General features: G+C 41.6%; 10 protein-coding genes. 4 read left to right on the top strand and 6 right to left on the bottom strand.

Annotated elements, in window-relative coordinates; all coding sequences use genetic code 11:
* Positions 1-86: 86 nt before the first annotated feature.
* Together putA and QUE86_RS04510 are read left to right on the top strand one after the other, a co-directional pair.
* The gene (gene putA / locus QUE86_RS04505) at positions 87-3,890 is read left to right on the top strand and encodes a bifunctional proline dehydrogenase/L-glutamate gamma-semialdehyde dehydrogenase PutA (RefSeq protein ID WP_130050681.1); all 3,804 of its coding nucleotides are present in this window, start codon (positions 87-89) and stop codon (positions 3,888-3,890) included.
* 162 nt (positions 3,891-4,052) lie between these two features.
* Positions 4,053-5,261 (top strand): cyclic di-GMP phosphodiesterase, encoded by a 1,209-nt coding sequence (locus QUE86_RS04510; RefSeq protein WP_130050680.1) that lies wholly within the window; start codon positions 4,053-4,055, stop codon positions 5,259-5,261.
* Positions 5,262-5,277: 16 nt separating this feature from the next.
* Here the strand turns inward: QUE86_RS04510 and QUE86_RS04515 are convergent, their stop codons facing one another.
* Both QUE86_RS04515 and QUE86_RS04520 read right to left on the bottom strand, forming a co-directional pair.
* Positions 5,278-6,333: a general secretion pathway protein GspB gene (locus QUE86_RS04515; RefSeq protein ID WP_286259477.1), complete on the bottom strand. Its 1,056-nt coding sequence runs from the start codon at positions 6,331-6,333 to the stop codon at positions 5,278-5,280.
* A gap of 13 nt (positions 6,334-6,346) precedes the next feature.
* Positions 6,347-7,267: an ExeA family protein gene (locus QUE86_RS04520; RefSeq protein ID WP_130050678.1), complete on the bottom strand. Its 921-nt coding sequence runs from the start codon at positions 7,265-7,267 to the stop codon at positions 6,347-6,349.
* A 125-nt stretch (positions 7,268-7,392) separates the two neighbouring features.
* Here QUE86_RS04520 and QUE86_RS04525 point away from each other — a divergent pair, with 125 nt between their 5' ends.
* Positions 7,393-8,502 carry a tRNA nucleotidyltransferase/poly(A) polymerase-related protein gene (locus QUE86_RS04525; protein ID WP_239976501.1) on the top strand — a complete coding sequence of 370 codons (1,110 nt, stop codon included), beginning with the start codon at positions 7,393-7,395 and terminating at the stop codon, positions 8,500-8,502.
* On the opposite strand, the gene QUE86_RS04530 is transcribed toward QUE86_RS04525, so the two are convergent.
* The 4 genes from QUE86_RS04530 to QUE86_RS04545 form a co-directional block, all read right to left on the bottom strand.
* Complete coding sequence (locus tag QUE86_RS04530) at positions 8,490-9,011, bottom strand: Lcl C-terminal domain-containing protein (RefSeq protein ID WP_130050676.1); 522 nt, start codon at positions 9,009-9,011, stop codon at positions 8,490-8,492. The genes QUE86_RS04525 and QUE86_RS04530 overlap by 13 nt on opposite strands.
* Before the next feature lies 1 nt (position 9,012).
* A complete protein-coding gene (locus tag QUE86_RS04535; protein WP_167658541.1) occupies positions 9,013-10,689 on the bottom strand; it encodes an Lcl C-terminal domain-containing protein in 1,677 nt (558 codons plus the stop codon).
* 83 nt (positions 10,690-10,772) lie between these two features.
* Positions 10,773-11,105, bottom strand: a complete 333-nt coding sequence (locus tag QUE86_RS04540; RefSeq protein WP_167658540.1) for a hypothetical protein — start codon at positions 11,103-11,105, stop codon at positions 10,773-10,775.
* Between the two features lie 33 nt (positions 11,106-11,138).
* Positions 11,139-11,846, bottom strand: coding sequence for a DUF2982 domain-containing protein (locus tag QUE86_RS04545; RefSeq protein ID WP_286259483.1), 708 nt, complete (start codon positions 11,844-11,846; stop codon positions 11,139-11,141).
* Positions 11,847-12,087: 241 nt separating this feature from the next.
* On the opposite strand from QUE86_RS04545, the gene QUE86_RS04550 reads away from it, so the two are divergent.
* On the top strand, positions 12,088-13,140 hold the full coding sequence (locus tag QUE86_RS04550) for an efflux RND transporter periplasmic adaptor subunit (protein WP_130052251.1): 1,053 nt from the start codon (positions 12,088-12,090) through the stop codon (positions 13,138-13,140).
* Position 13,141 lies beyond the last annotated feature (1 nt).

The raw sequence follows: 13,141 nt of genomic DNA on the forward strand, positions 1-13,141 counted from the left end.
GATTTTAATTAGAATGCACGAATTATATCAATGGTAAGAAATGCAATTAGTTCATTTTTTAGACTCCACACACCAGAGGGTTACATATGCTATTTAATGGCGATTTGACAACTGAATGTCCAATTAGACAAAAGATCCGTGATTTCTACCGTATTGACGAAAATGCGGTTATTGATCACATTTTGCCTTTGGCTGAAGTAGGCGTGAAAGCGCGTAGCCGAGCGTGGGAACGTGCTCGTCAAATGGTTTTAAATATCCGTCGCGATCAGGATGGTCAAAGCGGTGTAGATGCACTATTAAATGAGTTTTCACTTTCAAGTGAAGAAGGCGTTGTTTTAATGTGTCTTGCAGAAGCACTATTACGCGTTCCAGATAAAGCGACGCAAGAGTCACTAATTCGTGACAAACTTGCTAAAGGTGACTGGAGCTCTCATTTAGGTAGCAGCGATTCTTTATTTGTAAACGCCTCATCTTGGGGTCTGTTAGTAACCGGTAAAATGGTTAATTACAGCGACAAATCGAAAGAGCAACAGTTCGGTGTGCTTAAGAAAACAATAGGTCGTCTAGGTGAGCCTGTTATTCGTAAATCTGTGAACTTCGCGATGAAGATCATGGGTAAGCAATTCGTTATGGGTCGTACTATTGACGAAGCAATTGAACGTGCAGCGGATAAAGAGCAAAAAGGCTACGTATATTCATACGATATGCTAGGTGAAGGCGCGCGCACCATGAAAGATGCTGAGCGTTACTTCCAAAGCTATATGACTGCTATCCACGCAATTGGTAAAGCGGCAAATGGCCGTGGTCCAATCAAAAGCCCGGGTATCTCAGTTAAGATATCTGCAATTCACCCGCGCTATGAATTCACTCATCGCGAGCGTGTTATCGCTGAAATCGTACCTAAGTTAAAAGAGCTTGCGCTTGCAGCGAAAAGCTACGATATCGGCTTTACTGTTGATGCTGAAGAAGCTGACCGTTTAGATATCTCACTAGATGTGATTGAAGCAGTATTTAGCGATGACGATTTAGGTAACTGGAACGGCTTTGGTTTAGCAGTTCAAGCATATCAAAAACGCGCTATTTTTGTGGTTGAGTGGGTTGCAGAACTTGCTCGTCGCGTTGGTCGTAAATTAATGGTTCGCCTTGTAAAAGGCGCATACTGGGATACCGAAATCAAAACGACTCAGCAAGATGGTTTAGATCACTACCCTGTATTCACACGTAAAGCGACCACTGACGTTTCTTACAAAGCGTGTGCTATCAAACTACTTGAAGCTCGTGATGTTCTGTATCCGCAATTTGCTACTCACAACGCATATACTGCAGCAACAATTTTAGAAGTCGCGAAAGGCGACAACGAAGGTTTTGAGTTCCAACGCTTGCACGGTATGGGCGAGTCATTATTTGATCAAATCGTTGAGAAAGAAAAAATTCAATGTCGTGTTTACGCACCAGTTGGTCAGCACGAAGACTTACTTGCGTACTTAGTACGTCGTTTATTAGAAAACGGTGCTAATTCATCATTCGTAAATGCGATAGTTGATACCACTAAGCCTGTTGAATCACTATTACCTGATCCTGTCGAAACGCTGCAAGGTTTACGTAATAAATACAATACGCAAATTAAAATGCCAATTGATTTATATGGTGAAGAACGTGCTAACTCAAAAGGCATGGACTTGACTGACATCAATGTAATCACACCATTTAAAGAAAACCTTGATACGTGGTTTGAAGAGCATCGTATTGAATTAAGCGATGTGCCTGAAGGTTCTATCCCTGTGAAGAACCCTGCAAACCATAAAGAAATCATTGGTCATGTGAAATTACAATCATCAGAAGAGATGACTGCACTTTTAGAAAATGCAGAGAAAGCATTTGAATCATGGTCACAGACACCTGTTAAAGAGCGCGCAAACTTACTACGCCGCGTTGCTGATATCCTAGAGCGTCACCACGATGAACTTGTCGCTATTTGTATTAAAGAAGCAGGTAAAATTACCCAAGATGGTATCGATGAAGTTCGTGAAGCAGTGGATTTCTGCCGCTACTACGCAGCACGCGCTGAGGAACTATCAGAAGATGAGCGCTTTGAAGCGCGTGGTGTGATCTTATGTATCAGCCCATGGAACTTCCCGCTTGCTATCTTCTTAGGTCAAGTTGCCGCAGCAATCGTAACTGGTAATACAGTTATTGCTAAACCTGCTGAGCAAACCAGCCTAATTGCTCTTCGTACCATTGAACTTATGCTATCTGTAGGTTTACCAGAGCATGTTGTACAACCTGTTATTGCTCGTGGTAGCGAAGTAGGTAAAACTATCGTTCCTGATGAGCGAATTCAAGCTGTTATGTTCACAGGTTCTACAGAAACAGGGACTCTCATTTCGCAAACACTTGCTGCGCGTAACGATATTCAAGTACCGCTTATCGCTGAAACCGGTGGTCAAAACTGTATGATCGTTGACTCAACAGCTCTACCAGAACAAGTTGTTGATGATGTGATCAGTTCAGGTTTCCAAAGTGCTGGTCAACGCTGTTCTGCACTACGTGTATTATTCTTACAAGAAGATGTTGCTGATGGCATCATTGAGATGCTTAAAGGCGCTTTAAAAGAGCTTCACGTTGGCGACCCTTCATTACTTTCAACGGATATCGGTCCTGTTATCGACGAAAAAGCACTTAAAAACTTAACTGACCACGTTGAGTACTTAAAAGGTAATGCAACACTTCACTATGAATGTGCAATTCCTGATAACAGCGAAAACGGTGCTTATTTCTTTGCACCTCGTTTATACGAGATCAAAGATTTATCGGTGCTTAAACGCGAAGTTTTTGGCCCGTGTGTACATATCATCCGCTTCAAAGGCACAGAGCTTGATAATGTGATTGATCAAATCAATGGCACTGGCTTTGGCTTAACCATGGGTGTGCACTCACGTATCGAAGAGCGCTGCGAGTACTTAGCGAAAATGTCACGTGCAGGTAACGTTTACATCAACCGTAATATGATCGGTGCGATTGTTGGCGTACAACCTTTCGGTGGCCGTGGTTTATCTGGTACAGGCCCTAAAGCCGGTGGCCCTAACTACTTACAACGTCTTGTGAAAGAAAAAGCATCACCAGATAACGTACAAATGACAAATCTAACACCTGATGAGTTAGATACTCACCACTACTCAGGTGCTGCTGAGCAAGTTGCTAAGCTGATGGATAACTCATTACGTGATGAAAAAATCTGGCGTGCAACACCACTTAACGACCGAGTTTCTGCTGTTCGTCAATTACTTGCAAAAGTAGCGACTGTTGAAATCATTGATGAACTTGCTGATGACTTAGCGTTAACCTTAGCTGATGCACGTGCACAGCTTAACCGTCTTGAAAAACACATGCGTAAACACACTGTGTTGCCTGGGCCAACGGGTGAGTCTAATACGCTGCACTTAGAGCCTCGTGGTTGTGTAGTTTGTTATGCCGACAAGAGCACATCGTTTAACTTCTGGGCAATTTCAATTATCACAGCATTAGCTGCTGGTAACACAGTAATCACGGTTGCTTCTGAGTTATTCTTTGATGAAGCAGTTGCATTTAGAGATAAGTTTATTTCAACAGGTATTGCTGAGGGTGTATTCCAAGTTGCTAAACCTAATCAGTTACAAGCAATTTTAGCACATCCTCACCTTGCTGGTGCTGTTGTAGCTGCACGCTCATCACGTTTAGGCTACTTCAGCCAGCAGCTAGCACAGCGTAAAGGTGCGATTCTGCCAGTGATCAGCTCAGAGTACTACGACACGCTAATCAAGCGTTTATTAACTGAGAAAACAATTAGTGTTGATACAACCGCATCTGGTGGTAACACATCACTAATGACATTGGTTGAAGACGACGAGTAATCGTATTGATTAAAGGAAATTAACCCCTCCTGATCTAAATAAAAGCCCTCGCAATTGCGAGGGCTTTTTGATTTTTAAAGATACCTTTTCATTATTCTTGTTTACCGAGATACAAATTTTCTGCTAGTTTTATAGTATTGAACTCGATTAGAAGTAAAGGCCTTGAAAACACTCCCTATCAATCAACTTAAGCCGGGCATGTTTGTCCAAAGTGTAACGAAACAGACTGGCAAGATCCGTATTAAAAACCAAGGTTGGGTAAAAACACAGGGAAGCATAGACAAGCTGATCAAGGCTGGCATATTAGAAATAGCTATCGACCCAAACAAAACACTGACTTTAGACAGTGAGAATAAAGTGGTTGAGCAGCAAAATAACCCACAACCTGCTGACGACACCACTGCTTTTGATCCCTGGCACACCACTCATAGTGTGTCGGCAGAAATGAGTAAGGCAAATAGCTTATATAACGAAGCAAAGTCATTACAAAACAAAGCCTTTGACGATATACGTGATGGTAATAAAATTGATATAGCTCCTTTTAAAGACCTAGCAAACGGTTTTATTGATTCGGTTTTTCGTAATCAAGACGCCCTCGCCTGTATCACTCGTATGCGTGAGAAAGATGCTTATCTACTTGAGCATTCAATCAACGTATCAATTTTAATGAGTATTTTTGCCAAACATTTAGGGATAGAAAGATCGATAATCCAAGAAATTGCCACAGGTGCATTACTGCACGATATCGGCAAAATTAATATTCCGGATGAAATTCTCAATAAGCCAGGCAAGTTAACAGATGACGAATATAAAACCATTCAAGATCATGCTCGCTTTAGTAAAGAGATTTTAGAGCAAGCAGGCTTGAGCGGGATTGCTGTTGATATAGCTGGCTTCCACCATGAGCGCCTAGATGGCAGTGGCTACCCATTTGGTAAAAGCGCTGATGAAATAAGCTTGTACGTACGTATGGCTTCAATTGTTGATGTGTATGATGCATTAACCGCTGAGCGGGTCTATAAAGCTGGTATGGAGCCAATAAAGGCGTTTAAGATACTTAAAGATGGCTGCCCAGATAGCTTTGATGGAGACCTAGTAACCAAATTTATACAGTGTATCGGTATTCACCCTGTTGGCACCTTGGTAAAACTTGAAAGCCAAAAATTAGGAGTGGTAACACGTAGTAACCCTACCAGCCCATTAAAGCCCTCTGTAAAGGTTTTTTATAATGCCAAACATGCACACTATACCGAAGTACAAGATATCGATTTAGCAAACAGCCGCTGTCACGATAGCTTAGAAGCAGCTGTCAGACCGACTGACTTTAATATCGATCTGATCCGCTTCTTTAAGAACTCTATTTTACCTTAGCCCTTAGTAAGACTGGCTACTCAGGCCAGTCTTGTAATGCTTTTAATGTAAACTCATAACCATCGTAGCTTAATAAAGTTTGCTCTGGGGTGATTTCCACCACAGATAAAACGCCGATGTTATCTCCTTCATATAACTCTCGGCCATTAAGCTTTATCCAACGCTTAGACGTTTCTGAAGCATAGATGTGTGCTTGGTATTTAATTGTTGGAATAAGGCTTTGTAATGCATCTGGCAAGAGTTCAATAGGCTCTGCATAGGACGTGTTTTTAGTACTTCGAGTAATATCGACACTACGTTTGCTGTCAACATCTTCAACAGCCTTAGCAAAAGCGTCTTTCAATGTATCTGGCACATCTCTTAACTCATCATTGGCTGATGATGTAGAAACAGGTTGAACTGGCTGACTACCGAGTGGTTTACCAAGCACCTTATATTTACTTAAATCGACACCGTTACTACTCATTTGTTGAGGATTAATTTGCTGCATTGGTTGCGAGAACTGTGGCTGTGATTGATACGCAGGCTGATTTTGGTATACCGGTTGCTGGTACTGAGGTTGTACTTGATAGCCTTGATTGGCGTACACAGGAGCTGAATTAACTGGCACTTGCACCCATTGATATTGCTGACCTTGCACCGGAACTTGCTGCATCATTTGTTGCTGTACCGCTGCTTGTTGCATTACTTGACCTTGCTGAATCGCAGGTGCTTGTCCTGCATTATTTGTAGCTTGCTGAGGTTGAATTTGTGCTACTTGCTCTTGTTTAGCAGGCTGTTCTTTTTCAGGGCTTGTCTTAATCTCAGTCGAGGTGCTTTCGGCCACTTCATTATTGTTATTAACGACCTTTGGCTGCTCGGCAAATGGTTTAGTTTTCTGTAACCATTTACCAATCGAAAATCCAGCCATAAGCGTTAATATTGCCGCTAGTAATAGGCCAAATAAAAAAGCTAATCGACGATAACGTTTAAGTTCTTGCTGTTGTTTGAGCGCTAGTGCAGCTTGATCGTGATCAACCGCGGTTTGTTCGTGCTGACCAGACTGTTTAATTGCATCTAATAATAATGACATAAATGTAAACTCGTTATATTAGGTAGGATAAACCAATACCCATCCCTAATACGGCTAAAAATGAAACTGGATAAAGCCAAACATAACTCGGCTCTTTATTTTCTACTGCAGCAACAGGAGTGCTGGTTGGCGGTAGTGCTTCGGCGGCAGAGCGCATCACAAGCTCACTGTCAATACTCAGTTTTTGTTGAGAAAACGCGCCGACTAGGCAACGCTCACACAGTAAATTGATTAACCTTGGAACGCCTTGAGTAACTTGATAAATCGCTTTTAATGCATCACCCGAGAATAAAGCTTGTTCTGTCCCCGCTTTAAACAAACGATGCTTAACATAGGCAAACACTTGCCCTTCAGTTAGTGGCAATAAGTGATAACGCGCAGTGATTCGCTGAGCAAGTTGTCTTAATTCAGTGCGTTTTAGTAGCTCTTGAAGCTCCGGTTGCCCTACTAACACAATTTGCAGCAGCTTCTTATGATCTGTTTCGATATTGGTTAACAGCCGCAACTGTTCTAACACATCTGGCGCGAGTAGTTGTGCTTCATCAATAATTAAGATGGTATGGCCGCCTGCTTGATTATTTGCCTCAAGGTGTTTTTTGATTACATCAGTGAGGGTCTTTAAGGTCGCATTAGTGCTGTCATAGTCGATATTCAATTCATCACAAATACTGGCAAGCAGTTCAAGCTGTGACAAAGCAGGGTTATGAATTTGTGCTACTTGAGTATTTTCAGGTAGCTGCTCTTGCAGGCTTCTCGTTAGTGTTGTTTTACCTGTACCGACTTCACCTGTTAATAAAACGAAGCCACCCGCTTCACCTAATCCGTAGGTAAGGTGTGCTAATGCCTCTTTATGACGCTCACTAAGAAATAAATACTCAGGATTTGGGGCAATTGAAAAGGGTTTTTCTGACAAGCCAAAATAGCTTAAATACACCGTGTTATTCCTTGCGTTTAAAATCACGGTCTATAATGGCAAAAAACCTCGCTACTTAAAACCTTGTTTACATTTTATTGGTTAAATAACGTAAAATAGCCAAAAGGCAAAATTAGAGGTGTTTTATGCAGGTTTATTTAGTCGGTGGCGCAGTCAGAGATGCCCTACTTGGTCGTGACATTAAAGAGCGTGACTATGTGGTGGTTGGCGCAACGCCTGAGCAACTTATTAGTCAAGGCTATCAACAAGTTGGTAAAGACTTCCCGGTATTTTTACATCCTCAAAGTAAAGAAGAATACGCGCTAGCTCGCACCGAGCGAAAACAAGGCCAAGGCTATAACGGCTTTATTTGTGATTTCGCGCCGGATGTGACACTAGAGCAAGACTTAATTCGCCGAGATCTCACTGTAAATGCCATTGCACAAGCTGAAGATGGCAGCTTAATTGACCCTTTTTCTGGCCAACAAGACTTAGAAAATCGCTTACTTCGTCATGTTTCTGATGCCTTTAGTGAAGATCCATTGAGAATATTACGGGTAGCCCGTTTTGCAGCTCGTTATCATTACCTAGGTTTTACTATTGCTCCAGAAACCAAAGCTCTTTTAATTGATATGGTGAAGGCGGGTGAACTTAACACTCTCACCGCTGAACGAGTGTGGTTAGAGTGCGAAAAGTCTCTCAGTGACGGTGCATTTAGCGAGTTTCTAAATGTGCTTGCTAGTATTGGCGGTCTGCATGTCGTAAGCGCGGAGCTTGAAGAAAAGTGGTGCGATGAGCTTTACAACACGCTACAAGCACGCTTTGCCTATGCTAATAAACTGCAAATTAATGACATTGCAGTGTTATTCAGTCAAGTCACCTTATCGCTTTCAAGTGACGAGATAAATACCATTGCAACTAGCATACGCTTACCTAATGAAGTACGTGATTTAGCGCTATTTAGTCAAATACATCAAACAACGTTAAGCGCAGAAAAACCGACTAGCGAGGCTATTTTTAGCAGCTTTAATCAACTTGATTTATGGCGTCGCCCAGAACGCTTTGAACAGGTATTAAAGGTTTTAGAGGTTAGTCATCAACAGTCAGTTGCCTGCTATGAGTCAATAATAAAAGCAGCAGCGCAAGCGCGTGCAGTTAATCCGCAGCAGTTTATTGCGCAAGGTATTAAAGGGGCAGAAATAAAAACCGCGCTTGAGCAAGCGCGGTTAGAGGTTATTAAAAATTACTTTTCGTAGCGCACCAAACGCAAATAAACATCAGATGTTTTTGCATGAAGGCTATTTATGCCTTTATCAAATTGATACACCCAAGCAAGATCAGTGCGACTGATCCCTGAAGTGCTACTCCAATAGTTTTGCAGCTTAGTTGATAAAAACGCCGTTTCGTTAATACTAGGCTGCACACAACTGTGCTCTAAAATGCTTGCTAACTCCTTAACATTTGGCACATGCCAATCGCTGTAATCAGCAAAGGTTGCATTTTCAGCCCCGCGCAGTGCCTCACCCCAGGTAAGTTGCTGGCTGGTCCCTTCACAGGTATCCGTTTCACTATTATAGCTTTGACCAAATGTACAACGTTGCCACATAAGGCCCGTTGCGCTGTCGCTGACTGTACCATCTTCGTTAATCACAAAACGGCTATCAGGGGTGGTCTCTGTGACGGCGTTATAACATACTTGCGCTGCGACATAACCCGATTGCAAAGCAATAACGGTAAGTGCGGTAATTAAAGGTAACTTTCGCATATTACTCTCCCGGCGTTCTGACTAAGCGCACAAAGGCGGTGTTATTTTTGGGGTACGCTAAATCATTAGCACTACTCATATCAATAATATAGGCCTGCGATAGACTTGTACCATCTGCCGCTGTTTGTGAGGTCCAATATGGCATAAACGAACTGCTACTAGTACTTAGCTGAGTATCACTAGGCTGATTAGGGAAAAAGTCTGTATTAAGTAACGTAGACTCACCTTGTTTGGCATAATCTAATAGCCCTAATAATTCAGTGTAAGTGGGCACACGCCAGTTTGTACCACCGCAAAAGTCGCGGCTATTTACATCATCAATATAAGTTTGCAAGCCACAGTTACTAGTACTTGGGCATGAAGAGCCCGCAGCCCCTTGCACACTGCCAGTTTGTACTCCAGTTGAACCATTTAGATACCAAGTATAATGATTTGATCCAGCACGCTCGGTGGTTGACGGTGGCAATGTTGAACTTGCTTCTTTCACTTCCCATATTAGCCCTGTCACGTTATCGCGTACGCAGCTAAAGCGAGTAGCATCATCAGGTAGTTCATCGGCAAATTCATTCATTTTCGTAAAATCAAACGCCAAGTCACCCTGACCAACTTTATCGAGTTGATTTGCGACGCTGTCACGACCTATATCAGCGTCTTGGCTTGGAAAGTCTTCGCTGTCACAATTAATTTTTTGTGAGTTGTTGTAGCAATCACTCATGCCGGTATCATTAATTAAACCCAGAGGTTTTGGGCTTATATCTATAATCACAATATCCGTGTCGCTACGTGATTTACTGTCTGTCACGGTAACTTCAAAGCTCAGCTCTGAATCGGTATCAACATCAGGAGCGACGAAAGTTGTGATACATTGATTCTGGTTTGCCAAAGTCACTGTTTCGCCTGTTAATTGCTGCCAAAAACATGATTTTGTTGCCGTCACGATTTCACTATTGCTAGCATCAAGCGTCACGGTATCAAACTCAATAACTTGTTGATCAACGCCCGCATCAGCAATAATTACTTCAACCGTTTTATTTAATGTAAACGACGCTTCAGTGCTCGCTGAACCACCTTCATCGTCGGTTACAGTCAAGCGCCAAGTCATCGCTGTATTTGATTCAAGTAGTGGGTGAGTGAAACTAATGGTTTGCTTGTCGTAACTATCAGCCGTTAATTCAGGACCATCAAGTTGAGTCCATAAGTAGCTATCAACCGAACCATTTTCATCGATATCAGCAGACTCTTCGCCACTTAATGTAATCACATCATTGTATTGTGATGGTAACTCTTCTGGCGCGGTTTGAGTGATCACTGCAACAGGCAGTTGATTATTAGAGGTAATAAAAATACTAACTTGATCGGAAACAAGTTGCCCATCAGTTTGATAATTTACTTTTAAAACAAGTTCAGAGTCGAGTTTAATATCAGGAGCGGTAATGGTTTGTTCTGCGCCTTCAGCTGGAAAACCTTCTACTGCTGGGCCACTGACTCGCTCCCAGGTAAAAGTGCCATCTGCTGGAGAGCCTTTGGCAGAGACAGTAAATTCACTTTTTTCAATAATTTGCTGATCTGAGCCTGCATTAACTGTTGCTGCGACTGGATTCGAATCACTCGAACCACCACCGCCGCCACAGGCTGTTAATGTCGTTAATGCAACTAGGGTAAGAGGCACTAATCTCATGTTTACCACCTTAAAATGCAAAGTCGGTCATGGCCGACTGCCAAATAAGCTAATAATAAGCAATTAAAGTGCCAGACTCGGGTTTATAAATAACTTTCTTGATGGATACGAACGAAAAGCTTTGTACCTACTTTACTGTAATCGACTTTGTATTCTCTGCCATCGAGGGCTTGGATAAACAACAAACGTTTTTCTTCTGCAAATACATCAGGGCTTGCTACATACACCATCTCTAAGTAGCGCTCTTTGGCTTCACGACGGTTTTTTGGCAGGTCTTCTTTAAACGGCTCTAAACCATTTTGAGTAACTTTAATGCGTGGGTGATTCTCACCATTCACAACCACTAAGTCGAGTTTTTTATCTTTGTGTATTATTGTGTTTCGACCGCTTTTAATAAAAGAACGTTCTTGACTCATAGTCTTATCCTGCTACTTACTGCACCTAACTGCTTACTTTTTCTGTAAACGCGCCTCAATAAACTCATTAGGATTCAGTTTCCAACGATTTAAATCAGCACTAAATTGCCAAATATCAACATCAAGAACATTGGCTGGCAATAATAAATCGTATCCTGTTAATTGCCTTAAATGCTGCGTACGATTAGCAAACATGGCAATCAATCCTTTGTAAAGCTGACCACTAGGGGCAGTGTAGTCCGTCTCTTCTATTAACCATTCTGATGGGCAATCACCATTTTTGCAATATTTTTGAATGACTTGCATAAATAAATGACGTTGCTCTATCAGTAATCGTCCAGCAATTCTCGGGGAAATCTGAGTAAAAAATTCATCTATGTTATTGAGTTTAATACCAACTGCGTTTAACTCAAGGTATTCTAAGCCTTGTTCCACTTTTGGTATACCACTATGATGAAAATTAGCACGATTTAGCTGCCAATTCCCAATTTTATGATGATAAATAAGTAAATTCTGAGTAAATGTTAGGCTAAAGTATGGTTCTTGAGTTTTTAAAAAGCCAATAAAAATTGCGGCAATACAGGTTGTTGCTAAAAAAATCTCAACAATGCTAATTTCACCGGGCCTCAATAAGTTAACCAACATAATAATGATTAACCCAATACCGCCAACAATTAAAAACTCGCTGCCATGGCGAGATGCTTGAGCACGCACTTTGAGTGCAGGAAGTTTCTTATCCATATACTGAAAAGTAAAAAATAAACATCACAATTGTGACCAAAACTATCTTTCTAAGCGTTAAACAATAATTACACTTTGGTTCTTTACCCATACTAAAACCTCTCTTTTAGTCACAATAAAGGAACAAATTAGCCGAACTTTTAACTTTTACGCCAAATGCACAAATTTATGAGATACCTGACATACGGGGCACGTACTAATTTTGTACACTACACTCAACTAATTTTCTGGTAACACGATGATGTATTCTACACAATCTGGTAAAGCACTTTTTCCTTTTATTATTACCCTTTTACTTGGGTTATGTATTTATTTGTATTTACCTTCAAGCCAAGGGGAGCAAAGCAACTTTGGCAACCGTGCAACACAAGTAACAGCGCACACTGTTACAGCCGAGGAAAATGCAGTACTCATTGAAGCAATTGGTAGCGCTCGTGCTAACCAAGCGATTTATATTCGCAGCGCGCAAAACGATTATGTTACCGATATCTTTTTCAATGATGGCGACTTAGTGAGTAAAGGTCAAAAACTAGTTCAATTGCAATCTCAAGAAGAAGAATTAGCAGTAAAAGAGCTAAGTATTAATTTACGCGAAGAACGCCGTCAACTTGAGCGCCTCACTGAGTTATCTCGCTCACAAGCGACTGCTAAATCATTACTTGAAGAGCAATTATCGCGGGTTGACGCAACCGAAGCACAACTTGAAAGTGCTAAAACAAAGCTGGCAGAAATGACCATCAAAGCGCCATTTTCTGGCTTGCTAGGCAAGCGCGAAATTTCAATTGGTACTTATGTTAGCAATACAACAAACATTACCACACTTGATGATATCAGCATTATTAAGGTCGACTTTAAGGTGCCAGAAAAATACCTAGCTCAGTTGCAGCTTGGTATGAAAGTGATGACGCAAAATGATGCCTACCCAGAAAAAACCTTTAACGGTAAAGTGACCCACATTAGTTCTCGTATTGATTCTATAACACGTAGCGTTGAAGTAACTGCAAGCTTTATTAATAAAAGTGGTTTATTGCGACCAGGCATGTTGCTGAACACGGCGTTAGAGTTAAGTTCAAACCAAGCGCTAATGGTGCCAGAGAAAGCCGTAATCCCTCAGCAAGACAAACACTATGTGTTCCAAATTGAAGATGGCGTTGCTAACAAAGTAGAAGTACATGTGGCAGGTCGTCACAATGGCTGGGTAGCCATTGATAAAGGCCTTGAAAGTGGTCAGCAAGTTGTGACTGAAGGCATTATTAAGATCCGTACTGGCAGCAAAGTAAGTATCAAGGGCTAAA

The sequence above is a fragment of the Pseudoalteromonas apostichopi genome, from assembly GCF_030297135.1.
Lineage (GTDB): Bacteria > Pseudomonadota > Gammaproteobacteria > Enterobacterales > Alteromonadaceae > Pseudoalteromonas > Pseudoalteromonas apostichopi.

Excerpts from the sequence above, each read along its gene's own strand:
- QUE86_RS04535 (WP_167658541.1), bottom strand. The coding sequence starts at position 10,689 with ATGAGATTAGTGCCTCTTACCCTAGTTGCATTAACGACATTAACAGCC.
- QUE86_RS04550 (WP_130052251.1), top strand. The coding sequence starts at position 12,088 with ATGTATTCTACACAATCTGGTAAAGCACTTTTTCCTTTTATTATTACC.
- QUE86_RS04545 (WP_286259483.1), bottom strand. The coding sequence starts at position 11,846 with ATGGATAAGAAACTTCCTGCACTCAAAGTGCGTGCTCAAGCATCTCGC.
- QUE86_RS04540 (WP_167658540.1), bottom strand. The coding sequence starts at position 11,105 with ATGAGTCAAGAACGTTCTTTTATTAAAAGCGGTCGAAACACAATAATA.
- QUE86_RS04515 (WP_286259477.1), bottom strand. The coding sequence starts at position 6,333 with ATGTCATTATTATTAGATGCAATTAAACAGTCTGGTCAGCACGAACAA.
- QUE86_RS04530 (WP_130050676.1), bottom strand. The coding sequence starts at position 9,011 with ATGCGAAAGTTACCTTTAATTACCGCACTTACCGTTATTGCTTTGCAA.
- QUE86_RS04525 (WP_239976501.1), top strand. The coding sequence starts at position 7,393 with ATGCAGGTTTATTTAGTCGGTGGCGCAGTCAGAGATGCCCTACTTGGT.
- putA (WP_130050681.1), top strand. The coding sequence starts at position 87 with ATGCTATTTAATGGCGATTTGACAACTGAATGTCCAATTAGACAAAAG.